Source organism: Rhodoferax sp., assembly GCF_018780565.1.
Lineage (GTDB): Bacteria > Pseudomonadota > Gammaproteobacteria > Burkholderiales > Burkholderiaceae_C > Rhodoferax.
The window spans coordinates 48,931-73,856 of record NZ_JADMJN010000016.1 but is presented as its reverse complement, the minus strand read 5'-3'; the positions used below and the strand labels follow the sequence as shown (position 1 = coordinate 73,856).

Genomic DNA, 24,926 nt, shown 5'->3' with positions numbered 1-24,926 from the left:
GTCATGGTGCCGATGGTCGCAGAAGATCAGACTTCAAAGTGTCTGAAAACACCAGACAGTTTTACCTTATTCACCTCTTTGGAGAAACACCATGAAACTGCAAACCGTCATATCAACAGCAATGTTCGCCGCGATCACGGTCCTGTCCATCAACGTCCAGGCTGGCCAGACCAGCAATGCCAAACCCGCTACCGCAGCCAAATCGGAGCAAGGCGCTCAGGCCAGCAATCCGCTAGACGCAGCGAGCGCTCCGGCTGCTAAGAAGCATGCCGCGCAGGATAAATCCAAGCACTACCATCCACGCGACGGGAAATAAGTCGCGCGCTGCGGTCTGCAGGTTCCCAATATGTCAATCATTTCCTCTAAAAAGTTGGACCCAGCAGTCGAACGCCAACATCGGCGCAACATACTGTTCAACGCGGTGCCGCGACTGCTCGACGAGGAACTCGCGCCCGCGTTGGGTGGGTGGCGCTTTCTCTTCATGGCGCGCCTGTTCTTGCTGGCGCCGTTCTACCGCAAACGTTTCGCGACGGAGGGCGACGACAGGCCTCTGCGGGAAGTCAAGAAGACGTTTCTTTTGGTTGGCGTGCTCTACAAGGAGCTTGCCAAGAGAATTGGCGATCCAAGTGCGCTGGCGATTACTCAGACCTTCCTCTACCGTCTAGCTTGCGTCGTGCAGCGTCAAGCTTACTTTCCTCCTCCCGGCCAGCCACGGACCTGGGACCACTTCCATCGCGAGCATGAGGCGCAGATGGAGGAAGGTTTCATCAGCCACAACGAGAACGATGGTGTTTTACACACCGACGCAACGGTAACGATGCACATTACACGATGCCGCTTCCACGAGTGCTTTCGGGACATGGGAAACGCCGCGATCACCGAGGCATTCTGCCGATCTGACGAAATGGTGTTTAACGAGTATTCGCCTTTGATGCGCTTTCACCGAGGAGGACAAGTGCCCGACACGATTGCAAGAGGGGCGTTGCGCTGCACCTTCAGCTATGAACGCTTGCCATCGCCTTGGGATGGTGGTGTTGGTTTGCGTCGTGCAGATTTGCTCAAGGGTGCGAAGACGGAAGCTTGAAAATAACAAAAATGTAATTTGGCGGTCAGCTAGCCGTCGGGGCGAGTCGTGCAGACTGCTCTCATTGCATTCAACCCCAGGAGAAACCCCTATGAGGACTTTCATTGCCTCCGTGCTCATCGTGCTGGCCAGCACAGGCTTTTCCATGCAGGCCATGGCCCAAACAGACCACAGCAGTCACGGCGGCCCCGCCGCGATGCAGATGGCGGCCGCCGAAATGCCGCTGGCCGAGGGCGTCGTGAAGAAAATCGACAAGTCAACGGGACGGGTCACCTTGTCGCACGGCCCACTGCCTGGCGGCATGCCGGCGATGACCATGGCCTACCGCGTCAAGGATGTGGCCTGGCTCAACCAAATGAAAGAAGGACAGAAAATCCGCTTTGCCACCGATCCCGCGGACGGCGGCATGACGGTGGTGCGTTTCGAATCGGTAAAGTAAGTCACCAAGGCTCGCCGGCCTGGCTGGCCGGATTCGAACAATAAGCAGGGGACATTCGCATGACATCATTTCAAAGCCCCTGGGGCTTCCTGTTCGCGGCGGTTGCCAGCGCTTGGTGCTTCGCCGCAGGCGCGCAGGAAGTGCCGCCGGGCGCGGATGTGCAATCGCTGCTCGTGATCGCACGGGAAAGAAATCCGGAATACAGCGGCATGCGCTATGAGGCGCAGGCCGCCGCCGAGCGAGTGGCGCCGGCCGGCGCCTTGCCCGACCCCAGACTCCGCGTCGAGCTGATGGACATCACCAAGGCCGGCGAGCAGAACCCGACCCTGTTGCCCAACCAGGTGGGCAGTACACGCTATACCTTGATGCAGGACGTGCCCTGGTTCGGCAAGCGCGATCTCAAGCGCGACATCGCCGCGCTGGAGGCGCAAGGCGCCGAGGGCCGTGCACTGGGCACCTGGGCCGAGTTGTCTTCGCGCATCAAGTCTGCCTATGCGCAGTTTTACTACCTGCACCAGAGCGAACGCTTGACGACAGAAATACTGGATTTGATGGCGCGTCTGGAACAAGTGGCGCAATCGCGCTACGCCGGCGGTCTGGCGGTGCAGCAGGATATCATTCGCGCGCAAGTCGAGCAGAGCAATATGCGCAATGAATTGATCGCGCTGGAGAACGAGCGGCGCATGGTCCAGGCGCGCTTGAACGCCTTGCTCGCCCGTCCCGCCAATGCGGCACTGGCGCCACCGGAGCGCTTGCGCCCCATGCCGCTCGCCACGCGACTGGCATATGGCGCTTTGGAAGAGCGCGTGCGCGGCCACAATCCGCAGCTGTTTTCGGAAGACGCCAAACTCAGGGCGGCCGAGAAGACGCGCGAGCTGACTTACAAGAACCGCTATCCGGATTTCAATGTCAGCGTGGCCCCGGTCCAGTACGGCAGCGCGATCAAGGAATGGGGCCTGATGGTGGAGCTCAACATTCCCTTGCAGCAATCCTCACGCCGTTCGCAGGAACGCGAAGCCGAGGCCATGTTGTCGGCCGCCCGCGTGCGCCGGGAAGCGGCGGCGAACCAGGTACTGAGTGAGCTGGCGGAAAACCTGTCGGGACTCGACGCCGCCCGCCGCACCGAAATGACGACAAGCACGAGCCTGCTGCCGCAGTCGGAGCTCACCTTCAAGTCCGCGTTGGCCAGCTATGAAAACACCAAGGTCGATTTCGCCACGCTGCTGGATGCCCAGCGCCAAATCCGACAAGCCAAACAAAACCAGATCAAGGCCCAGCTGGAGGCTCAAATTCGTCTTGCCGAAATCGAAAAATTAATAGGGGAAGATCTATGAAGCAGGGCACGGGAATTGCCGTGGGCGTCATCACGGTGGCGCTGCTCGCCGCCGGTGGTGGTTACTGGTTCGGCCACAAGGGCATGGCATCCCGGCCGAATGGTGATGCAGCGGTGACGGCCAGCGCTAGCAGTGCGGCTGATGCCACTGGCAAAAAGGAACGAAAACTCCTTTACTACCGCAACCCGATGGGCCTGCCCGATACCTCGCCGGTTCCGAAAAAAGACCCCATGGGCATGGACTACATCGCGGTCTACAGCGGGGAAGAGGATAACGATCCCGCAGCCGCCAAGCAGATCAAGATCAGCACCGACAAGGTTCAAAAACTAGGCGTGCGCACCGAAGCCGCCCAACTGCGCACCCTGGACCGGGCCGTGCGCGCAGCCGGCCGCATCGAGCCCGATGAACGTCGTCTTTTCTCCATCGCCCCCAAATTCGAAGGCTATGTTGAGCGCCTGCATGTGAACGTCACCGGCCAGCCGGTCGGTCGCGGCCAACCGCTGTTCGAAGTCTACAGCCCGGAGCTGGTGTCGGCCCAGCGCGAATACGCGATTGCCGCGCAAGGCGTGGAATCGCTCAAGGAGGCGGGCAGCCCGGCCCAGGCCGGCATGAAGCAGCTGGCCGAATCCAGCCTGCAACGCCTCAAGAACTGGGATATTTCGGAAGAACAGATCAAGGCGCTGGCCAAATCCGGTGAGTCCAAGCGCACCCTGACCTTCCGCTCGCCGGTGGCCGGCATCGTGATTGAGAAAAAGGCGGTGCAGGGCATGCGCTTCATGCCTGGAGAGGCGCTCTACCAGATCGCAGATCTGTCCGCTGTGTGGGTCGTCGCCGACGTCTTCGAGCAGGACATTGCCCTGGTCAAATCCGGTGCCAAGGCCAAGGTCAAAATCAACGCTTACCCGGACAAGCTGTTCGAGGGCCGCGTGACCTACGTCTATCCGACCCTCAAAGCCGAGACGCGCACCGTGGCGGTTCGCGTGGAACTCGCCAACCCCGGCCTGTTGCTCAAACCCGGCATGTTCGCCCAGGTGGAGTTATCGGCCGCCACCCAAGGCACGGTGGTTACCGTACCGGCTTCCGCGGTCATCGATAGCGGCACGCGCCAGATGGTGCTGATCAGCCAAGGCGCGGGCCGCTTCGAGCCGCGAGAGGTCAAGCTGGGTGCCCGCAACGACAACTACGTGGAAGTCCTGGACGGCGTGAAGGACGGCGACAAAGTGGTGGTGGCAGCCAACTTCCTGATCGACGCCGAGAGCAATCTCAAGGCGGCGGTCGGAGGTTTTGGCAGCTCGGCTCCGGCCGCAGTGCCTCAAGCGTCAGGCCACCATGCTGAAGGAACGGTCGACAGCATCGACGCCAAGGCCGGCACGGTCAGTCTCTCGCACGGCCCGGTGGCCAGCCTCAAGTGGCCGGCCATGACCATGGAGTTCAAGGCCGCCAATGACGCCCTGCTCAAGGACTTGAAGCCGGGCGCCAAAGTCGCCGTCGAGTTCGTCGAGCGTCAGCCCGGTGAATGGGTCATCACCAGCGTCAAACCCCTGGCGGCTACGGCGCCCGCCGGTCGTTGACCGGAACAAACCATGCTGTCCAACATCATCGAATGGTCGGGCCGGAACCGCTTCCTGGTCCTGCTCGCCACTCTGTTTATCACGCTCTGGGGCATCTTTGCCGTCCTCAGGACACCGATCGACGCGCTGCCCGACCTCTCGGACGTGCAGGTCATCGTCTACACCGAGTACCCCGGCCAAGCACCGCAGGTGGTGGAGGACCAGGTCACCTACCCGCTGACGACGTCCATGCTGTCAGTGCCCAAATCCAAGGTGGTGCGCGGTTTTTCTTTCTTTGGCGCGTCCTTCGTCTACATCATTTTTGAAGACGGCACCGACATCTACTGGGCCCGCTCGCGCGTGCTGGAGTACCTCAACTTCGCGTCCGGGCGCATGCCCAAGGGCATCACGCCGCAGATCGGGCCGGACGCCACGGGGGTCGGCTGGGTCTACCAATACGCGCTGCTGGCCAAGGACAAGACGCTGGCGGAACTGCGCTCGATCCAGGACTGGTATGTGCGCTATCAACTGACCAAGGCGCATGGCGTCGCCGAAGTGGCCTCCATCGGCGGCTTCGTGCAAACCTACCAGGTGACGGTCGACCCGGTCAAGCTGCGCGCCTACGGCATCCCGCTGATGAAGGTGGCGCAGGTGATCCGCGACTCGAACCGCGATGTCGGTGGCCGCGCTGTCGAGATGGCCGAGACCGAGTACATGGTGCGCGGCAAGGGCTATCTGCGGGGCAAGAGCGATATCGAGATGCTGGTGGTCAAGAGCGACAAGGGCACGCCGGTGCTGGTCCGCGACATTGCGCGGGTCGAACTGACGCCCGACGAGCGACGGGGACTCACCGAACTCAATGGCGAAGGGGAGGTGGTGTCGGGCATCGCCATGGCGCGCTATGGCCAGAACGCGCTGGAAGTGATCGCCAACCTGAAGGAAAAGATTGCAGAAATCGGCCCCGGCTTGCCTGCCGGGGTGACGGTGCAAACGGTGTACGACCGCTCCGAACTCATCAATCGGGCCATTGACACCCTCAAGCGAACCCTGCTGGAGGAGTCGCTCATCGTGGCGCTAGTCTGTGTCGTCTTCCTGTTGCATGTGCGCAGCGCGCTGGTCGCCATCCTGATGCTGCCGGTGGGCATCCTGATCTCCTTCATCGCCATGCGCTTGCTGGGCATGAGCTCCAATTTGATGAGCCTGGGCGGCATTGCCATTGCCATCGGTGCCATGATCGACGCGGCCATCGTCATGATCGAGAACGCCCACAAGCATCTGGAGCGGCTGCCTGAGGGCCACACGAACAGCGACCGCTTGGATGCCATGCTGGCCGCCTGCAAGGAAGTCGGGCCCGCGCTGTTCTTCTCGCTGCTCATCATCACCGTCTCATTCCTGCCGGTCTTCAGCCTCGAAGGCCAGGAGGGGCGGCTGTTCTCGCCGCTGGCCTATACCAAGACCTTTTCCATGGCCGGTGCGGCGCTGCTGTCGGTCACCTTGGTGCCGGTGCTGATGCTGCTGTTCATCCGCGGCAAGATCATGCCGGAGGCGAAAAATCCGGTGAACCGCTTTCTGATCTGGGTCTATCGACCGATCATCGCCGGCGTTATGCGCTGGAAGAAAATAACGATTCTTCTCGCCCTGCTGGCGCTGGCTGTCTCGTATTACCCGGCCTCCCAGCTCGGCTCCGAGTTCATGCCCACGCTCAACGAAGGCTCATTGCTCTACATGCCGGCGTCCCTGCCCGGCATGTCGATCACCAAGGCCGCGGAGCTGTTGCAGACGCAGGACAAGATCATCAAGAGCTTCCCCGAAGTGGCCTCGGTCTACGGCAAGGCCGGGCGCGCCAACACGGCGACCGATCCGGCGCCGACCGAGATGTTCGAGACCGTGATCAACCTCAAGCCGGAATCCGAATGGCGCGCAGGGCTCACCATCGACAAGCTGATTGCCGAACTCGACAAGGCCTTGCAGTTCCCGGGCGTCGCGAACTCCTGGACGATGCCGATCAAGGCCCGTATCGACATGCTGTCCACCGGCATTCGCACGCCGATTGGCATCAAGGTCTTCGGCAAGGATCTGGACGAGATGGAAAAGCTGGCCAAGCAAATCGAGGCGGTGGTCAAAGCCGTGCCCGGTACCACCAGCGCCTTCGCCGAGCGCATCACCGGCGGTTTTTACCTCAACATCGAGCCCGACCGCGAGCAACTGGCCCGCTACGGGCTGAATGTGGGCGACCTGCTGGATGTCGTCGGTACCGCGCTGGGCGGTGAGATGGTGACCACCACGGTCGAGGGCCGGGAGCGCTATGGCGTCACCGTGCGCTACCCGCGCGAGCTGCGCGGCGACCCGCAGCAAATTGCGCGCGAGGTGCTGATCCCGGCCATGGACGGCGCCATGATTCCCCTGGGGCAACTGGCCAAGGTGGTGGTCGCCAAGGGCGCGCCCGGTATCCGCACCGAGAACGCGCTGCTGTCAGCCTACATCTACGTTGACATTCGGGACCGCGACATTGGCGGCTATGTGGCCGACGCAAAGAAGGCGGTGGCCCAACAGATCAAGTTCCCGCCCGGCTACTACGTCACCTGGAGCGGCCAGTTTGAGTACATGGAGCGCGCCATCGAGAAAATGAAGGTCGTCATTCCAGTGACGCTACTCATCATTTTCTTGCTGCTGTTCCTCAACTTCCGGCGCATCACAGAGACGCTGATCGTGATGCTCTCGGTGCCGTTCGCCCTGGTCGGCGGCGTCTGGCTGATGTGGCTGCTCGGCTACAACCTGTCGGTGGCGGTGGCGGTCGGCTTTATTGCGCTGGCCGGGGTGGCGGCCGAAACCGGCGTCATCATGCTGATCTACCTCGATCACGCCTGGGAGGCGGTCAAGGCGAAGTGCCGCGCGGGCGGCAGAGAGCCCGGTGTGGCCGACCTGTACGAGGCGGTGATGGAAGGTGCGGTGGAGCGCGTGCGGCCCAAGATGATGACCGTGGTCGCCATCATGGCCGGCCTGCTGCCCATCATGTGGGGGACTGGCACCGGCTCCGAAGTGATGAGCCGCATTGCCGCGCCGATGGTGGGCGGCATGATCTCCAGCACCATGCTGACGCTGGCCGTGATTCCGGCGATCTACGCGCTGGTCAAACAGTGGAGGCTGAAGCGGGGGCTGGAGGGTTAACCCCGAATCGGCATTAAAAGATTTTGCGGTGCAGTGTGCAGTGTGCCGATGCCCTGGGCTTGATTGGGCGTTGGAATGAGCTGCGGACGGTGGCCGCAGATGCGTCCTATCTTGATGCCCGCTGTGCGGCGCTGCCTGACGCGTCGTCGGGTACGGCAACGGTGCAGACACAATGTGTGACTGACTCCGCCAAAACACGCTCAGTTACAAGAGTAACTGAGCGTGTTTGCTTAGACAAAGTGTTTTGAGGGCAAACTCGCAGTCCCGTTCTGCTTGACTTCATCGTGTCATTTCACCAGCGCAGCAGGGTTCTGATGCGCGAACAATCGCTCAGTGCTCGCGCGGCGTCTTGGTCAGCCAGTCGATATCGGCGGTCGTCTGCGGTCAATGCCAGCGGTGGCTCTCCGCTTCCTTTGATGAACTGCGCTGCGCTACGTCCGCGTGGGTGTGTCACGTGGCCAGCTGAGACCAGACTCGCATGGGCGCTGCTGCGGTGGCAAGCGCGGGCTCGGAGTTAACGCATAAAGGGGAAGCATGCCAACAGGCATCCTGTTCGGACAGATGGCGGTGGTGCTTAGTGTCACGCTTGCTGGCATATGGTCTGCCACGCAATGGACTGCGGCGGCGCTCGGCTACCAGGTGCGGCTTGGGCTACCCTGGTTCGACCTGTTTGGTATCCCGATCTATCACCCGTGGCGCTTGTTCGAGTGGTGGTACTTCTTCGATGCCTACGCCCCCGATGTCTTCCTGCGCGGCGGCATCATCGCTGCATTCAGCGGTCTGGTCGCAACCGGTGCCGCCATCGCGATGGCCGTCTGGCGGTCGCGTCTCGCAAAGCGCGTCACAACCTATGGCTCAGCCCGGTGGGCCGAGCCTGAAGAGGTTCGGGCTGCGGGTCTGACCCAACCCGCAGGTGTGTTCCTCGGCCGACTGCGGACCAAGGAAGGTGACTATCTTCGCCACGAAGGCCCCGAGCATGTGATGGCCTTCGCACCAACCCGTTCAGGCAAAGGTGTCGGTTTGGTGGTGCCAACGCTTCTGTCCTGGCCTGGCTCCGCCGTTATCCACGACATCAAGGGTGAGAACTGGACCTTGACTGCCGGATGGCGCTCACGTTTCTCGCACTGCCTGCTGTTCAACCCCACCGATGCACGCTCGGCCGCGTACAACCCGCTGCTCGAAGTCCGGCGCGGCATGCACGAGGTGCGCGACGTGCAGAACATCGCCGACATCCTGGTCGATCCCGAAGGCGCGCTGGAGCGACGCAACCACTGGGAGAAGACATCGCATGCGCTGCTGGTCGGCGCGATCCTGCACGTCCTCTATGCCGGTGACGACAAGACCCTGCGTGGCGTCGCTAACTTCCTGTCTGATCCGGCCAACCCGTTCGAGATCACGCTGCACCGGATGATGACGACGCGGCACCTGGACGATGTCACCCACCCGGTCGTTGCCTCAGCAGCTCGCGAAGTGCTTAACAAGAGCGACAACGAACGTTCGGGCGTTCTGTCCACGGCCATGAGTTTCCTGGGCCTGTACCGCGACCCCACGGTTGCCGAAGTTACCTCGCGCTGTGACTGGCGTATTGCGGACCTGATTTCGGCCGAACATCCCGTATCGCTGTACCTGGTCGTGCCGCCCTCCGACATCAGCCGCACCAAACCGTTGATCCGGTTGATCCTGAATCAGATCGGCCGGCGGCTGACTGAATCACTGGACGGCAGCGACGGCATTGCCAGGAAACACAAACTACTCTTGATGCTGGACGAATTCCCGGCACTGGGTCGCTTGGACTTCTTTGAGTCGGCGCTGGCGTTTATGGCGGGTTACGGCTTGCGCGCCTTTCTGATTGCGCAGTCCCTGAACCAGATCGACAAGGCCTACGGCCAGAACCATTCGATTCTGGACAACTGCCACGTGCGCATTGCGTTCGCGACCAATGACGAGCGCACCGCCAAGCGCATCTCTGAAGCCCTGGGTACCGCCACCGAGCTGCGCGCGCAGCGCAACTACGCCGGCCACCGGTTGGCCCCTTGGCTCGGACACCTGATGGTCTCACGTCAGGAAACCGCACGCCCCTTGCTGACGCCGGGCGAGGTGATGCAATTGCCGCCCGATGAAGAGGTGGTGATGGTGTCGGGGCATGCGCCGATCAAGGCGGCGAAGTTGCGCTACTACCAGGACCGGAACTTCATGGTTCGGATGCTGGCGCCGCCGGTGCTGGCGATGGATGGCTACGCAGACAAACCCACGGCACGGTCAGACGACTGGAGTGGATTGGCGATCCCTGCATTGTCCGAGGCCTTGACCACAAACCAGTCGTGCGGTTTCGCCGATGAAGGCGGTCATCAGCTCAAGCCGGAGTTGGACGTTGCGTTTGATGCCCAGCCTTTGATGGATGTCGACGACCTGCTGGTGCTCGATGACGAGGACGACATGCCGCTGCAGCCGCAGAGCCTGAAGCGGGATAGGCGGGACATTGGTGATTCAGACCAAAGAATGCAGCGCACCGCGCGACTGGCCGCACTGGACCCGGATGACGGGATTGCGCTATGAGTCGGACCCGTCTCAATATCTTCATCGAACCGGATCACGCCAAACGGCTGGACCAGCTCGCCGCGCACAAGGGCGTGTCCAAGTCAGCGGTGATCGCGGCTGCCCTGGCTTCGTTCCTCTCACCCGATGCGGCCGACCAGCGCGAGGCGGCCATGGGCAAGCGGCTGGACCGTCTCTCGCGCCAGTTCGACCGGCTGGAGCGAGACCAGGCCATCCTGATCGAAACGGTGGCGCTTTACATCCGCTACTTCCTGACCGTCTCGCTGCCCGTGCCCGAAGGCCAACAAGACGCAGCCCGTGCGCAAGGCCGTGCCCGTTACGCCCAGTTCATCGAACAACTCGCCCGCCATATCCAGCGCGGGCGCAGCCTGGTGCGCGAAGTCCATGAAGAGGTTGCCCCGGATGACCTGTCTTCGCAGGCGACCACACCAGAACACAAGGAAGGGGAGATAACCAATGATCCGCAAGCCTGACAAAGACACTGGAGACGGTGAGAACCGCAGCGATGGTGACGGTAGCGGTGGCAGTGCCGCCGTCTCCCTGGAGCGCCGCATACGGATGCTGCGCACGGCCATGGGGCCGGAGATTGCGGCAGCGCTGGAAGACCCGGAAGTCGTGGAAGTCCTACTGAACCCTGATGGCACACTGTGGCTGGACCGATTGGGCTCAGGGCGTGCCCCGACCGGCACGACTCTGCCACCAGCGGTCGCCGAACGGATCATCCGCCTGGTAGCAGCGCACGTGCGGGCCGAAGTGAATGCCGGGGCGCCCATTCTGTCGGCCGAGCTGCCCGAGACTGGGGAGCGCTTTCTGGGGGTGTTGCCACCCGTGGTGCGGGCACCCTCGTTTGCCATCCGCAAGCGGGCGCTGCGCATCATGACGCTGAACCACTACGTGGCTGATGGCATCCTGACCGAGGCTCAGGCTGGGTTTCTTCGTGCCGCCGTGCGCGAGCGGCTCAACATCGTCGTATGTGGTGGCACCAGCACGGGAAAGACGACTTTGGCCAATGCGCTGCTGGACGAGATTGCCGATACCGGCGACCGGGTCATGATTCTCGAGGACACGGTGGAATTGCAATGCAGATCCGATGACCATGTCTGCATGCGCACCGAGCCAGACGTCAGCACCATGGCTGACCTGGTGCGTGCCACGTTGCGTCTGCGGCCGGACCGGGTGGTCGTGGGCGAAGTACGGGGCGGCGAAGCGCTGGACCTGATCAAGATATGGGGCACCGGCCACCCCGGCGGTATTGCCACCGTGCATGCAGGTTCCGCCCATGGCGCTTTGGTCAGGCTGGAGCAACTGATTCAGGAAGTCTCCGTCACGGTTCCCCGTGCGCTGATCGCCGAGGCGGTCAACGTCATCGTCTTCATCGTCGGGCGTGGCCGCCAGCGGCACGTGCAGGAGATTGCGCGGGTCATCGGTTTCGACAGCCACGGCTACCAGCTCAGCACCGATCTGATGCCGTCGTTTCCTTCCATCCCATCCCCCAACTTACCCACCACCGGAGAACCGTCATGACGACTTCACGCATTTACGTAAAACCAGTCCGCCAGGCCGCTGCCATTGGCGCGCTATTGCTGGCAGTTACCTTGCCTGCCTTTGCGGCCGGCTCGAACATGCCATGGGAAGCACCATTGCAGTCCATCCTTGAATCAGTTCAGGGACCGGTGGCGCGTATCGTGGCGGTGATCATCATCATTACCACCGGCCTGACACTGGCGTTTGGCGATAGCAGTGGTGGTTTTCGCAAGCTGGTGCAAATTGTGTTCGGGCTGTCGATTGCGTTTGCCGCGTCGTCATTCTTCCTGACCTTCTTCAGCTTCTCGGGTGGAGCGGTGCTGGCATGAACGCTTCGACTACCAACGCGCCGGGCTTCGCCAGTGGTTTTGAGATTCCGCTGCACCGGTCCCTGACCGAACCCATCCTGTTGGGTGGTGCGCCGCGCACCGTGGCGATTGCCAACGGCACGCTGGCTGCTGCGGTTGGACTCGGGTTGCAATTGTGGTTGCCGGGGATCGCGCTGTGGATCATCGGGCATTCGCTGGCGGTTTGGGGTGCGCGCTTGGACCCGCAATTCATACAGGTCTTCGCGCGGCACATCAAGCACCGCGTGCTGCTGGACGTGTGAGGTAAACCATGGAGAACACACCATGATGTACCTCGCCGAATACCGCAAGCGCCCAGCTTTGCTGGCCGACTGGTTGCCCTGGGCCGGGTTGGTCGCACCGGGTGTTGTGCTGAACAAGGATGGCTCGTTCCAGCGCACGGCGCGTTTTCGGGGGCCGGATCTGGACAGCGCCACGCAGGGCGAACTGGTCGCGACCACTGCGCGGCTGAACAATGCGCTGCGTCGGCTGGGGTCTGGCTGGGCGCTGTTTGTCGAGGCCAAACGGCGCAAAGCGGCCGACTATCCCGAGTCTTCTTTCCCGGAGCCACTGTCCTGGTTGGTCGATGAAGAGCGCCGGGCGGCTTTCGAGGAAGCCGATAGTCACTTCGAGAGCAGCTACCACCTGTCGCTGTTGTACCTGCCACCCGAGGAGTCTCAAGCCCGTGCCGTCAAGCTGCTGTACGAGAACACCAGAGCCGAAGGCGTGGACTGGCCCAATTGGAGAGCGCGCCTGGAATCGTTCGTGTCCGAAACGGAACGCTTCTTTGGTCTGCTCGAAGGGGTGATGCCCGAGATCAGCTGGCTGGACGACAGCCAGACGTTGACCTACCTGCATGGCTGTGTGTCTACGCGCCGGCATCCGGTAGCTGTGCCCGAGGTGCCCATGCACCTGGATGCCTTGCTGGCGGATGAGCCTCTGACGGGTGGGCTGGCACCCATGCTCGGCAGTCAGCACCTACGTGTGCTGTCGGTGCGCGGTTTCCCGACCTCGACCTGGCCCGGCCTGCTGGATGACCTGAACCGCCTGGGTTTTGCCTACCGCTGGAGCACGCGTTTCCTGTGCCTGGATAAAGCCGAGGCCGAGAAAGAACTGACGCGCTTGCGCCGCCAGTGGTTCGCCAAGCGCAAGAACATCGTTGCGCTGCTGCGCGAGACCATCTTCCAGCAGGAAAGCCCGTTGGTTGATTCCGATGCGTCCAATAAGTCGGCGGATGCCGATGTCGCTTTGCAGGAACTGGGCAGCGACCAGGTTTCGTTCGGGTACGTGACAGCAACGGTCACAGTAGTGGATACAGATGCCACGGCCGCTGACGAGAAGTTGCGCGCGGTAGAGCGAACCATCCAGGGCCGCGGCTTCGTGACGATCCCGGAAACCCTTAATGCGGTGGACGCCTGGCTGTCGTCGATTCCGGGACATGCCTACGCCAACGTGCGCCAGCCCATTGTCTCGACCTTGAATCTGGCCCACATGATGCCGGTGTCCGCGGTGTGGGCCGGACAGGAACGCAACGCGCACCTGGACGGGCCGCCCCTGATCGTGACGCGTACCGATGGCGCGACGCCGTTCCGGCTGGTCACGCACATCGGCGACGTGGGCAATACGCTGGTGGTTGGTCCTATTGGTATGGGCAAGTCCGTACTGATAGCCACGTTAGCCATGCAGTTCCGTCGCTATGCCGGTTCACGCATCCTGGCCTTTGACATGGGGCGCTCCATTCGCGCCACCATCCTCGGACTGGGTGGTGAACATTACGACCTGGGCAATGATGGCGGTGCCGAGGGTGCTATTTCCTTCCAGCCACTGGCGCGTATTGACCAGGACGGTTACCGCACCTGGGCAGCGGAATGGATAGCAGGGCGCTTGATTCACGAAGGCGTCCCGGTTGGTCCGGCCGAGAAGGATGCAGTCTGGTCGGCTTTGAACAGTCTGGCCAGCGCGCCGGTCAATCAGCGAACCATGACGGGCCTGTCAGTACTGCTGCAATCGAATGCCTTGCGCCAGGCCCTGCAACCCTATGTACTGGGCGGCGCGCACGGCAAGCTGCTCGATGCGGACTCGGACCGATTGGGTTCCGCCGACGTGCAGGGTTTCGAGATGGAAGAGCTGATGCACAGCAAGGCGGCAATGCTGGCCGTACTGGGCTACCTTTTCGCGCGTTTCGATGAACGTTTTGATGGGGCACCGACGCTCTTGATTCTGGATGAAGCGTGGTTATTCCTTGACGATCCGGTGTTTGCATCCCGCATCCGCCAGTGGTTGAAGACCTTGCGCAAGAAGAATGTGTCGGTGATCTTTGCCACGCAATCGCTGGCGGACATCAAGGACTCGGCAATAGCCCCGGCCATCATCGAGAGTTGCGCGAGCCGCATCTTCCTGCCGAATTCGCAAGCAACCGAACCGCAGATCAGGGTCATCTACGAAGGCTTCGGACTCAACAGCCGGCAGATCGACATCGTCGCGCAGGCGCAGCCCAAACGGGATTACTACTACCAGTCGCGACTGGGCAACCGGGTCTTTGACTTGGGACTCGGGCCGGTGGCGCTGGCGTTTGCCGCTGCTGCCAAGCCCGAGGATCAACGCGCTATGGATGCGGTGTCAGCGTCCGTTCCACCTGCGGACTTCGCAAGTGCATGGCTGCGTCATCGGGGTCTGGACTGGGCTGCGGACCTCATTCCGTCCTTTCTTTCGGTTCCATCACATCAGGAGAAATCATCATGAAGAAGACCTTGCTGGCCGTTGCCACTGCTTTGCTTGTGACCGCCATGCCTGCTGCACAAGCGCAGTGGGTCGTGTTCGACCCTTCCAATTATTCCCAGAACATCCTGACCGCCGCACGTACGCTGGAGCAGATCAACAACCAGATCCGGCAGTTGCAGAACGAGGCGCAGATGCTGATGAACCAGGCCAGGAATCTGACGGGCCTGGACTTCAGTGCACTGGCCGAGTTGCGGTCCGCGCTGTCTGCGACGAACCAGCTGATTCAGCAGGCGCAGGGCATGGCCTTCAACGTGTCGCAGATGGAGACCGAGTTTTCACGGCTGTACCCGAACGCGTATTCCGCATCTGCTTCAGGTGGTCAGATGGCGCTGGATGCACGCCAGCGCTGGCGCAACTCGCTGGAGGCGTTGCGCACCGCGACCCAGGTGCAGTCGCAGGCGGTGCAGAACTTCAGGTCCGACGAGCAGACGCTGACCGACTTGGTGAACCGCAGTCAGTCGGCCGTCGGTGCCCTGCAGGCCACGCAAGCGACCAATCAATTGCTGGCCTTGCAGGCTCGCCAGGCGATCCAGGCGCAGCAACTTCAGATCACGCAGGACCGGGCCACCGCTCTGGAGCAGGCCCGGCAAGTGGCGGTGCAGGAGCGAGCGCGCGAGGTGCGTCGGCGCTTCCAGGGGGAGGGCACGCCCTACACCCCGTACACAGTCAACTTCTACAGCAACTGAAGGAGTCACCATGAAACAGATTTTGATCATTGTCTTTGCGGTTTCGATATCGTTGATAGCGGCCTGCGGCAAGTCGGCACCTACCGACACCGTCGAATCACTGGTCGCGAATCCTGAGCGTCTGAAAGAGCTTAGAGCTCAGTGCAAGGCTGACCATGCCAAAGTGGGGGACGCCGTCTGTGCTGCGGTGTCCGAGGCCACGCGGCGGCGCTTCATGGGGGATGGCAAATCGCCTTACGCGAACGATCCCGTGCCGAAACCGGTGCCACCGGTCACCTCGAAGGATTGACCGTCATGAACGATCTGTCGGTCATCGACCGCTTTCTGGACGTCTTCTCGCGCTACATCGATTCCGGCTTTGGCCTGCTGCATGGCGAGATGGTGTTCCTGACGGCCACGCTGGTCGGGATCGACATGACGCTGGCCGGCCTGTTTTGGGCCATGAGCCATGCCAGTGGGGGTGGCGACGACGTGATAGCCAAGCTGGTCAAGAAGGTGCTGTATGTCGGAGCCTTTGCTTTCATCATCGGCAACTTCAACAACCTGGCGGGTATTGTGTTCCGCTCGTTTGCTGGGCTCGGACTGGTGGCGTCTGGTTCTTCAATGACCCAGGCGCAGTTGCTGCAGCCGGGACGGCTCGCGCAAACGGGCGTTGATGCGGGTCGACCCATCATGGCGCAGATCAGCGACCTGACCGGATTTCCCGAGGTGTTCGCCAATCTTGATGTCATCACCGTGCTGTTCTTGGCCTGGCTGGTGGTGATCGTGAGCTTCTTCGTGCTCGCGGTTCAGTTATTTGTGACGCTGATCGAATTCAAGCTGACGACGCTGGCGGGTTTTGTGCTGGTGCCGTTTGCCTTGTGGAACAAAACAGCGTTTCTGGCTGAGCGCGTGCTGGGCAACGTGGTGTCGTCGGGAATCAAGGTGCTGGTGCTGGCCGTGATTGTCGGCATCGGTTCTAGCTTGTTTGCCGAGTTTCAGACACCACCGGGGACAGAGCCATCGATTGACCATGCGTTGGTCATCATGCTGGCTTCGCTCACGCTGCTGGGTTTGGGCATCTTCGGTCCCGGCATCGCGACCGGGCTGGTATCGGGCGCGCCGCAGTTGGGCGCGGGTGCGGCGGCAGGAACCGTGCTGGGTGCTGCGGGTCTGGCCGTAGCAGGTGGCGCAGCCATTGCTGCAGGCGGTGCAGCCGTAGCAGCCGGGGCGCGCATGGCACCGGGAGCGGCACGCGCGGCTATTGGGGGTGGTGCCAGTGCCGCCCGCTCGGCAAGCGCGATGGTCGGAGGTGCGAAGTCCGCCTACCAGGCGGGTGCCGCCGCCTCAGGCGGTGGTGGCGTTCGTGCTGCGGGTGCAGGCCTCGCCAACGTGGCGAAGACCGGTGCGAGTGCTATTGGTCAGCGTGTCGCGGCTGGGGCCAAGGCCGTCAAGGATCGCGTTGCATCGGCTGTATCTGAAGCGGCTGCACCGGCTTCAGCCGCAGGTGCCACAACTGGCGCCAACGCAACGACATCCGACACGCCACCCCCTGCACCCGCCTGGGCAAAACGCCTGCAACGTAACCAGCGTCTTTCACACGGCGTTTCTACCGCTGCGCATTCGCTGCGCTCTGGTGACCACGGCGGGGGCGGAGCCAGTCCGAGTCTGCGCGACGACTCCAACCATTGAGGAGATCACTTCATGTTATTCAAACGTCCCCAGGTGCGCTACTCGGAAACGCCCGAGCCCGTTACCCCGTACCAGGCTGCATCGCAGGTCTGGGACCAGCGCATCGGTAGCGCCACCGTGCAAGCCAAGAATTGGCGGCTGATGGCCTTCGGTTGCTTGAGCCTGGCTCTGCTGATGGCGGGTGGATTGGTCTGGCGATCCGCACAGTCCATCGTGACACCGTATGTCGTCGAGGTGGACAGCGCGGGCCAAGTGCGGGCGGTTGGTGAAGCTGCCACGCCGTACAAGCCGAACGACGCGCAGATTGCGTACCACCTGGCGCGCTTCCTCACCGACGTGCGCTCGCTGTCGATCGATCCCGTTGTGGTGCGGCAGAACTGGCTCGAAGCCTATGAGTACACCACGGACAAGGGCGCGGCCACGCTGAACGAATACGCGCGTGTCAATGATCCTTTTGCTCGCATCGGGCAGAACTCTGTTTCGGTGGAGGTGACGAGCGTGGTCCGGGCCAGTGATTCTTCGTTTCAGATGCGCTGGATCGAGCGCAACTATGCGAATGGCGCACCCTCGGTCACCGAGCGCTGGACGGCAGTGGTATCGGTGGTGCTGCAACCGCCGCGAACGGAAGAGCGTTTGCGCCGCAATCCACTGGGCATCTATGTCAACGGCCTGTCCTGGAGCCGTGAACTCGATGCGACACAAGGAGCAAAACCATGAAGACACGAATCCGTATTTGCGCTTTGCCGTTGGTGATGGTCGCTGCCTTGGCGACCATCACTGGCTGCGCCACCCGCGGCAAGCCGCCGCCCACGATCACACTGGATGAGCCCGTTGCTGCGCAACTGCTACCGGAGACACCGAAACCTATCGAGGTGGTGACGCTGTCTGAACCGCTGCCACTGCCTGCACAGTTGAAGCCGCTATCGACAGAGGCGGAGACCAAGGTCGCACCGGAATCCATCGACGAAAAGGTTCGTGTCGCGCGCGCAAATCTGGAGGCACGTGTGGCACCGAGCCGGGAAGGTTACGTCAATGCCATCCAGGTCTGGCCGTATGCCGATGGTGCGCTGTACCAGGTCTATACGAGTCCAGGCCGGGTCACTGCCGTTGCCCTTCAGGAGAGCGAGGAGCTGGTGACGGTCTCAGCAGGGGACACGGTGCGCTGGATTGTGGGTGACACGGCCAGTGGCGCAGGTACCAACTTGCGCGTGACAGTGCTCATAAAACCCACCCGCACCGGTCTGAAGACGAACCTGGTCATCACCACGAACCGGCGCATGTACCTGCTGGAGCTGTCTTCGACGCCGCAGGCCTGGATGGCTTCGGTGTCCTGGGACTACCCGAAGGACCGGATGCTGGCCTTGCAGAAGCAGGCGCAGCAGGCTCAAGCGGCTGCGCCGGTCGATTCTGGTTTGTCGCTGGAGCAGATCAGGTTCCGCTATGCCATCACCGGCGACAACCCTCCGTGGAAGCCTCTGCGTGCCTTTGATGACGGGCAACGGGTGTACATCCAGTTTCCTGGGGGTATCGCGCAAGGCGAGTTGCCGCCGCTGTTCGTGATTGGGCTGCAAGGCGATGGACAGTTGGTGAACTACCGTTTCCGTTCGCCGTATTACGTGGTGGACAGGCTGTTTGGCGCCGCCGAGCTGCGGCTGGGGGCTGACAAGGCCCAGGTGGTGCGCATCGAGCGCACCGATGGTATTGCCAGCACGGCACGGAGGAACTGAGCATGAGTACGCCCGCTACACCGCAGGCGGACACGCCGGTGCCTCCGAAGGTCGATCCGGACACCATGACCCTGCGTGCCCCGCCGCGTCCGGTGGTGCGGCTCAACCGACGCATGCTGGCGTTAGGTGCCGGCACGCTGGCCGCTGCCGTGTTCGGAGGTGTCTTGTGGTCGCTGCAGTCGCACAAGCGCGAGCGTAGCTCTGCTGCCGAGTTGTACAACGTGGATCGCGTCTCACGGGCCGAGAGTCTGGACCAGTTGCCCAAGGACTATTCGAAGATACCGACTCCGACCAAACCTGCCATCCCTGTTCTAGGCGAGCCGCTGCCGGGTGACTTGGGGCCGGCCATCGTCAGTGCAGAACGCCAGCGCCAAGCGAACGTATCGGCGGCGTACAACGATCCAGCGCATGCGGATCGATTGACGCGATTGCGGGATGCGGAGGAGGCGGCGCGCTCTACAGTGTTTTTTAGGAGCAGTGGCAATGGTGCGAAGCCGGCAATGGCTGCGGCCACGGCTTCGGTTGGCAGTCCGTCCGTTCCGGTGTCGGGCAATCAGCCGTTCAATCCGATGGGACCGCCGACCGCCACCGCGCAGCCCGCCGACCCGACCGCTGCGCAGAATCGGCAGGAGCAGAAGGCCGCTTTTGTCGCGAATGCGGGTGACACGGCTACGCGCAATCCGGTCAGTCTGCAAATGCCTGTATCGCCTTACCAGGTGATGGCAGGTACTGTCATTCCAGCAGCGCTGGTGACGGGCATCAACTCTGACTTGCCGGGGCAGGTTATTGCCAATGTCACCGAGGCGGTCTACGACACGGCAACGGGGCGCTATCTGTTGATCCCGCAGGGCTCACGCTTGATCGGACGCTATGACAGTCAAGTGGCTTTCGGACAACGACGGGTGTTGCTGGTGTGGACGCGGTTGATTCTGCCCGATACCTCGTCGATTGCGCTGGACCGGCTGCCGGGGATTGATCCGGCGGGTTACGCTGGATTGGAGGATGGTGTTGATTGGCACTGGGATCGCATTCTTGCGGGTGCGGCGCTGTCCACGCTGTTGGGCGTGGGTGCTGAACTGGCGGCGCCGGACCGTAACGGCGCTGATGGCAAGGTGATCATTGCCGTGCGCCAGGGTGCGCAGGATACGGTGAACCAGGTCGGTCAGGAGATGACTAAGCGGAACATGGGTATCCAGCCGACGCTGACGATTCGGCCTGGGTTTCCGATGCGGGTGATGGTGAGCAAGGATTTGATTTTGCGACCGTATCAGCCACTGTTTTTTGTTAGGGGGGCTTCGCAATGAGCACGAACGTTGGCAAACTGCGGCTGGGACGGCTTCCCAAGACCGAAACGGTGAAACTGACCATCGCAATGACTGCGACGTTGAAGGATGAATTGGATCGCTATGCCGCGCTGCACGCACAAACTTACGGCGAGCCGGTGGATTCCGTCACGTTGATTCCTCATATGCTGGAATCGTTCATGATGCGGGATCGAGGGTTCAAGGCGTTGCAGAGCAAGTCAACAAAATCCACAAGCTCCGTTTGATAGGTTTCACTCGGTGTCTTATTCCGTCAGGTGCCTTGAGGTATCCAAGTACGGGTGTGACGGGCTCTCACGCCAAATGTGGTGAATGGCGTTCCGCTGTGTGTTGGCGCACGAAATTCCGCATCCTTCTTAAGGCGCTACTGAATATTGAGTAGCGCCTTTCATGGCGTACATTGCACAAGTCCAAATCCTTAACTTTTGAGTAGATGAAACCGGATCACCCAATGCCTTAAGGTCGAAGGCATGTGGCGCTGGGCTGTACTATCTTGTGTTGCAAAGACGGATAACCCCTTAAGGTCAATAGTGAACAAGCCCAAGACTAGCCCCGAAGATTTCAAGAAGCTGCTTGACAGGATCAAAATCTGGGCCGTCCAGGCCATGTCTTCCGACGACGAACTTTTGGAGCAACTCGTTCTCAAGGGCGGGAACGCGATGGCGCTAGTGCATCAGATAAGCGCTCGTGCATCGGTGGACCTGGACTTCTCGTTGCGGCAGGATTTTGGTGGTGACATCGCGAAAGTGGAGGGCCGTATTTCCCGCGCCCTAGTAAACACCTTTCGCTCCCACGGCTTCGAGGTCTTCGACTTTAAGATGGTCGAGAAGCCCAAAGCCGTTTCTGATGACATGAAGCACTTTTGGGGTGGCTATGGCGTTGAGTTCAAACTGGCGGCAGCAGCGGTTTACGCTGAATATTCGGCAGACCTGGAGACACTGAGGCGCAGAGCGATCAATCTGGGACAAGGGACCAGATTCCTTATCGATATCAGTCGTTTCGAGTATGTGGCGGGCAAGCAATTGGTCGACTTCGACGGGTACGTCATCTATGTTTACTCGCCGGAAATGATCGTCTGTGAAAAACTTCGGGCCATCTGTCAGCAAATGCCTGAGTACGGACCAATCATCAAGAGGGACCGCGCAGGCAGCGCTCGCGCCCGAGATTTCGTGGACATCTTCGTTCTGATGGACACGTTGAAGCTTGATTTGATGACAGAGACGGCCCGCGAAACCCTCATCGCCATGTTCGAAATGAAGAAGGTGCCCATGGATTTCTTGGGAAAGGTCCCCGACACCTACGAATTTCACCTGGCTGGCTATGCCTCGGTGAAGGATACCGTCTCTCCTGAGTTTCAGCTCAAGGACTTTGACTACTACTTCAAGTACACACTGGCGCTGATTGACCAGCTAAAACCCGTTTGGCACAAATAGTCGCCAAGTCGGTTCGTATCGCGTCTCCCCCATTTCGTGGGCGAGATAGAAGTCGTGTTCCATGGGAAGCCGACGAACCAGGTCCAACTGACTGGATTTGTAGCCGGCGCGCTCAAGGTAGTATCCAATCGCTTGATGGTACGGGTAGACAAAGTCGAGTTTCCGAAGCATCGCGATCAGCTTGTTGACCGACAACCGGTCACTGGCCAATGCAAATGCTTTGGCCACTTCAAACACGCCGCCTGCATACATCGGTTTGACCGTAGCGTCTATCAAGGTACGCTCGACGTTGGTCACGCGTACTTGCGCTTCCTGGCCATCCTCATCGGTGGCTTGTTGAACGACGACGCCTAGATGGCCAGTGTCGGCACCGTTGAGCAGGTAGATTTTCTTGTCACCGTATTCCACCCAGTTACTGGAAATTCGGGCAGGGTGGTTGAAGGCTTGGTCAATATCTGACTGACTGAGTTTTTCTCTTTCTGTCGGGTGACTGGTCGTGCGCTCGTCGGTTAAGTAGACAGATTTGGGCAACTGTTCAGTCAAACCTTGCATCCGCATCGCTGTGTAATGGCTGAAGTGCAGCCCCTTTTTGAGGCTCAGCAGGATTGTGAGGAGAGGTACCTCTCCCCATGAGTAGCATTTCTCACCGCGCTGTGGGAATGGAAATTCGTAAGGTTTCAGCTTTGAGTGCTTCTCAAGAAAGCCGATAAACTGCGCTGACGTGGTGTTTTGGGCCAAGCGCCAGAAACCCCGCTGTTCGGCCAAGATGGCTCGGATCTCTTTTAGCTTCAATACGTGACTGGAAAGGCCGTCGAAGTGACTGACGATGTCGGCCTTGGCGATCTGCATCCTAGAGCGGCTCATTTTTGCGCTCGTTTGATATCTTCGTACTTAGCAGCATACATGCTGCTAAGTATGGCAAAATTATTCCGATTTGACAAGAGGCTCAGCAAGGAATGTATGGGCGGAGGAATCGAATGTTCGAAGAAATGTGCTATGCAGCGCTAGCGCTGCATAGCATAACATACATTTAGAACTGAAATCGGGGGCGGTAGCATGCTTGATAAGTTGCCTTGCCAGCGTACATAAAGGTAGCCTGCGAAGGAATGAGGCATTGCTGGCTTCTAAAATGAAGCATTAATGCTTCATTTTAGAAGCCAGGTACAGGGCTAATTGAGGTTGTATTTGGTAAAATATGTGATATGCTACGAAGCACGAGTGCTTCGTAGCACTGCTAAATATAGTTTTAGATGTTATTGTTCCGCGTGCAAGGCCCATTCCAGAAGACCAGAAGCACGTTTCCTGGATCAAGTGCTTGCCTGGCGGCTGATTGGCATGCTCCGTTTTGCCGTACTGGCGAGTGCTGCTTGGCCAAAATCGTTGCCAATGACAACTGACCGATCATGGACTTAAACGAGTTATTTGCACGCAAAGAAGAACTGCTCGCCGTGAGCATCGAGCCGCACGATTGCGAGCCTCAGTTGCAAGTACGCACTCGTGTTGTCGCGGGCGGACATCGGCACTACGTAAAGCAGTGTCAGGTCTGCGGCGATCAACGGGGTGGCCCGTTATCCAAGGCTTCGTCAGTGCTGCTGTTGCGAGATAACGAAGCGCCCGCGTTCGACGAGTCTATTGGAAGTATTCGACGTGAGGGTATGCGGGTTTGGTACGCTGAGCTAAAAGATGTCAACGGCAAGATTCAGGAAATACTGGATCCGGACGCAACCCGCCTTGTAGCGGAAGCTGACCGAAAGGTTGACATGGCTAAATGCGCGTCCGCGCGGCACTGGACCGCGTCGTTCAGGCACTGAGTGTTCTTGGATGGCAGCACCGACACCCCTTCATCATTGAACACTTGCAGCGGCACGCCAATGCATTTGCTGACCCTCAGGCGCAGCCATTTGAGAAGTTCACGTCTGAGATAGAACTACGCGCTTGGCTCGACACTTGGATCGAAGAAGACTTCGAGATTTGGAGGGAGGTGCCGGGCCGACATCTTGTCAGCGGTGCTGCGGTCAAATTTGACTACGTGCTGCAGCCAAAGAGTCATCTCATCGCACACGATTTCAAGCCAGGTCCAATTGGACTTGAGGTGAAATACCTAAGCCCGGAGGGCGGCTTTTCGCGCAAGGCTTCGCGGTTCATCTGGCAGGCAGTGAGCTACACGGATTGTGAGTTCCTGTTGCAGGGACAGGCGGTGCGCTTACCGCGTGTGCTGCTATTCAGCAATCTTTCCTTCGATGAAGAGGTTCGACTGCTAAGGGGCATTGAGCCATATGCGCTGTCGAATGACCGAGCCAAGTGGTCTGCGCTACTGGAGCTCGCCAATCACGCCAATGTCGGAAATCTGGAAATGTACGGTACCCGCGCGCGTCGCGCTGGGTGGCGCATTGCATTCGCTGCCGGTGTGTATTTCCGTAGAAGCGGAGCGAGCTACGCTCTCTCTAACCCGCGATTGTTCGAAAAAGAGCGAATCGGTAATTTTGGCTGATCTTGTGACGGGTCAACTGCTGACCAGCTTGTAAAAAATGAGCGTCCGAAGGACAGAAGACGCAATTCAAGCCTGTATAATTTAGGAATCGAAGTCTGGTGTACCCAAACGTGTACCCAAGAAACTGCGACGTTTTAGAATGTAAGTATTGATAAGGCTTTGGGCGGGTTTTTCGATTCAGCCCCAGGCCACCAAATTGAATTGCCCATCCCTGTGATGGGTTTTTCTTTGACCACCTTGGTGGTCACATGCGGGAATAGCTCAGTTGGTAGAGCGATACCTTGCCAAGGTATAGGTCGAGAGTTCGAGCCTCTTTTCCCGCTCCATAGGATTCGATATGCACAAAAGCCCGTCCATTGCGATGGGCTTTTTGCTTTCCGGCGTTGAAAACGCATTAGGCATAGCCGTTGGGAAGTCCGACGGGTTCGGTGTGGGTGAAAATGGAGGAGATATATGCGTTGGCTGGATCGGATTCCCCTTTACTTGCTCATTCTGGTAGCTGCATGGATGGCGGTTGCCCCGATTACTCCGGAGCCCCATCTGGTGGAGAAGGTGCGCATGTTGTTGCAAGGCACACTGACCCGGCCAATCGACATATTTGATCTGCTTTATCACGTGGCACCGATGGTTCTTCTGGCGCTCAGGGTGTGGCGGATGATGAAAGCGCGAGAGTTGAAAGAGTAATCAGTGAACAGAATGCCGGAATAGGGGTGTTGGCAGGTGGGTGCGAGGTCCGGCTCTGCTCGAATGCATTGGGTGGCAAGTTGCCCAGTTTGGAGTGCAGCCGCTGGCTGTTGTAGACGCTCACGATGT

24 protein-coding genes and 1 tRNA gene are annotated in these 24,926 nt (G+C 60.2%); 24 read left to right on the top strand and 1 reads right to left on the bottom strand.

The window, feature by feature from the left end:
- Positions 1-91: 91 nt before the first annotated feature.
- The 20 genes from IV109_RS18855 (at position 92) to IV109_RS18760 (ending at position 21,622) form a co-directional block, all read left to right on the top strand.
- The gene (locus IV109_RS18855) at positions 92-316 is read left to right on the top strand and encodes a hypothetical protein (RefSeq protein ID WP_296700604.1); all 225 of its coding nucleotides are present in this window, start codon (positions 92-94) and stop codon (positions 314-316) included.
- A 30-nt stretch (positions 317-346) separates the two neighbouring features.
- Positions 347-1,084: an L-2-amino-thiazoline-4-carboxylic acid hydrolase gene (locus IV109_RS18850; protein ID WP_296700602.1), complete on the top strand. Its 738-nt coding sequence runs from the start codon at positions 347-349 to the stop codon at positions 1,082-1,084.
- A 91-nt stretch (positions 1,085-1,175) separates the two neighbouring features.
- Positions 1,176-1,523 carry a copper-binding protein gene (locus IV109_RS18845; RefSeq protein WP_296700600.1) on the top strand — a complete coding sequence of 116 codons (348 nt, stop codon included), beginning with the start codon at positions 1,176-1,178 and terminating at the stop codon, positions 1,521-1,523.
- A gap of 59 nt (positions 1,524-1,582) precedes the next feature.
- Positions 1,583-2,857, top strand: a complete 1,275-nt coding sequence (locus IV109_RS18840; protein WP_296700596.1) for a TolC family protein — start codon at positions 1,583-1,585, stop codon at positions 2,855-2,857.
- Positions 2,854-4,428, top strand: coding sequence for an efflux RND transporter periplasmic adaptor subunit (locus IV109_RS18835; RefSeq protein ID WP_296700593.1), 1,575 nt, complete (start codon positions 2,854-2,856; stop codon positions 4,426-4,428). Before IV109_RS18840 ends, IV109_RS18835 begins: the two co-directional genes overlap by 4 nt.
- Before the next feature lie 12 nt (positions 4,429-4,440).
- Positions 4,441-7,575, top strand: a complete 3,135-nt coding sequence (locus tag IV109_RS18830) for an efflux RND transporter permease subunit (protein ID WP_296700590.1) — start codon at positions 4,441-4,443, stop codon at positions 7,573-7,575.
- Between the two features lie 534 nt (positions 7,576-8,109).
- A complete protein-coding gene (locus IV109_RS18825) occupies positions 8,110-10,131 on the top strand; it encodes a conjugal transfer protein TraG (protein WP_296700587.1) in 2,022 nt (673 codons plus the stop codon).
- Positions 10,128-10,604 (top strand): CopG family transcriptional regulator, encoded by a 477-nt coding sequence (locus IV109_RS18820; RefSeq protein WP_296700579.1) that lies wholly within the window; start codon positions 10,128-10,130, stop codon positions 10,602-10,604. The genes IV109_RS18825 and IV109_RS18820 overlap by 4 nt, the downstream gene beginning before the upstream one ends.
- Positions 10,605-10,689: 85 nt before the next feature.
- Positions 10,690-11,655 carry a P-type conjugative transfer ATPase TrbB gene (gene trbB / locus IV109_RS18815; RefSeq protein ID WP_296700738.1) on the top strand — a complete coding sequence of 322 codons (966 nt, stop codon included), beginning with the start codon at positions 10,690-10,692 and terminating at the stop codon, positions 11,653-11,655.
- On the top strand, positions 11,652-11,984 hold the full coding sequence (locus tag IV109_RS18810) for a TrbC/VirB2 family protein (RefSeq protein ID WP_296700577.1): 333 nt from the start codon (positions 11,652-11,654) through the stop codon (positions 11,982-11,984). The genes trbB and IV109_RS18810 overlap by 4 nt, the downstream gene beginning before the upstream one ends.
- A complete protein-coding gene (locus tag IV109_RS18805) occupies positions 11,981-12,265 on the top strand; it encodes a VirB3 family type IV secretion system protein (protein WP_296700574.1) in 285 nt (94 codons plus the stop codon). The genes IV109_RS18810 and IV109_RS18805 overlap by 4 nt, the downstream gene beginning before the upstream one ends.
- A 22-nt stretch (positions 12,266-12,287) precedes the next feature.
- Positions 12,288-14,744, top strand: coding sequence for a conjugal transfer protein TrbE (trbE, locus tag IV109_RS18800; protein WP_296700571.1), 2,457 nt, complete (start codon positions 12,288-12,290; stop codon positions 14,742-14,744).
- Positions 14,741-15,469 (top strand): P-type conjugative transfer protein TrbJ, encoded by a 729-nt coding sequence (gene trbJ / locus IV109_RS18795; RefSeq protein WP_296700568.1) that lies wholly within the window; start codon positions 14,741-14,743, stop codon positions 15,467-15,469. The genes trbE and trbJ overlap by 4 nt, the downstream gene beginning before the upstream one ends.
- A 10-nt stretch (positions 15,470-15,479) precedes the next feature.
- Complete coding sequence (locus IV109_RS18790) at positions 15,480-15,758, top strand: EexN family lipoprotein (RefSeq protein WP_296700565.1); 279 nt, start codon at positions 15,480-15,482, stop codon at positions 15,756-15,758.
- Positions 15,759-15,763: 5 nt separating this feature from the next.
- Positions 15,764-17,140: a P-type conjugative transfer protein TrbL gene (gene trbL, locus IV109_RS18785; protein ID WP_296700562.1), complete on the top strand. Its 1,377-nt coding sequence runs from the start codon at positions 15,764-15,766 to the stop codon at positions 17,138-17,140.
- A gap of 12 nt (positions 17,141-17,152) precedes the next feature.
- Positions 17,153-17,857, top strand: a complete 705-nt coding sequence (gene trbF / locus IV109_RS18780; protein WP_296700559.1) for a conjugal transfer protein TrbF — start codon at positions 17,153-17,155, stop codon at positions 17,855-17,857.
- Complete coding sequence (gene trbG / locus IV109_RS18775; protein ID WP_296700556.1) at positions 17,854-18,867, top strand: P-type conjugative transfer protein TrbG; 1,014 nt, start codon at positions 17,854-17,856, stop codon at positions 18,865-18,867. Before trbF ends, trbG begins: the two co-directional genes overlap by 4 nt.
- Positions 18,868-18,869: 2 nt before the next feature.
- The gene (locus tag IV109_RS18770) at positions 18,870-20,171 is read left to right on the top strand and encodes a TrbI/VirB10 family protein (protein ID WP_296700553.1); all 1,302 of its coding nucleotides are present in this window, start codon (positions 18,870-18,872) and stop codon (positions 20,169-20,171) included.
- Positions 20,168-20,416, top strand: a complete 249-nt coding sequence (locus IV109_RS18765; protein ID WP_296700550.1) for a DUF2274 domain-containing protein — start codon at positions 20,168-20,170, stop codon at positions 20,414-20,416. Before IV109_RS18770 ends, IV109_RS18765 begins: the two co-directional genes overlap by 4 nt.
- A gap of 303 nt (positions 20,417-20,719) precedes the next feature.
- Complete coding sequence (locus IV109_RS18760) at positions 20,720-21,622, top strand: nucleotidyl transferase AbiEii/AbiGii toxin family protein (RefSeq protein WP_296700547.1); 903 nt, start codon at positions 20,720-20,722, stop codon at positions 21,620-21,622.
- Here IV109_RS18760 and IV109_RS18755 read toward each other — a convergent pair.
- Positions 21,599-22,471, bottom strand: coding sequence for a hypothetical protein (locus tag IV109_RS18755; RefSeq protein ID WP_296700543.1), 873 nt, complete (start codon positions 22,469-22,471; stop codon positions 21,599-21,601). The genes IV109_RS18760 and IV109_RS18755 overlap by 24 nt on opposite strands.
- Positions 22,472-23,025: 554 nt before the next feature.
- On the opposite strand from IV109_RS18755, the gene IV109_RS18750 reads away from it, so the two are divergent.
- The 4 genes from IV109_RS18750 (at position 23,026) to IV109_RS18735 (ending at position 24,797) form a co-directional block, all read left to right on the top strand.
- On the top strand, positions 23,026-23,433 hold the full coding sequence (locus tag IV109_RS18750) for a hypothetical protein (RefSeq protein WP_296700539.1): 408 nt from the start codon (positions 23,026-23,028) through the stop codon (positions 23,431-23,433).
- Positions 23,391-24,113 (top strand): hypothetical protein, encoded by a 723-nt coding sequence (locus IV109_RS18745; RefSeq protein WP_296700537.1) that lies wholly within the window; start codon positions 23,391-23,393, stop codon positions 24,111-24,113. The genes IV109_RS18750 and IV109_RS18745 overlap by 43 nt, the downstream gene beginning before the upstream one ends.
- Before the next feature lie 250 nt (positions 24,114-24,363).
- Positions 24,364-24,439, top strand: a tRNA-Gly gene (locus tag IV109_RS18740).
- Between the two features lie 127 nt (positions 24,440-24,566).
- Positions 24,567-24,797, top strand: a complete 231-nt coding sequence (locus IV109_RS18735) for a hypothetical protein (protein WP_296700533.1) — start codon at positions 24,567-24,569, stop codon at positions 24,795-24,797.
- Positions 24,798-24,926 lie beyond the last annotated feature (129 nt).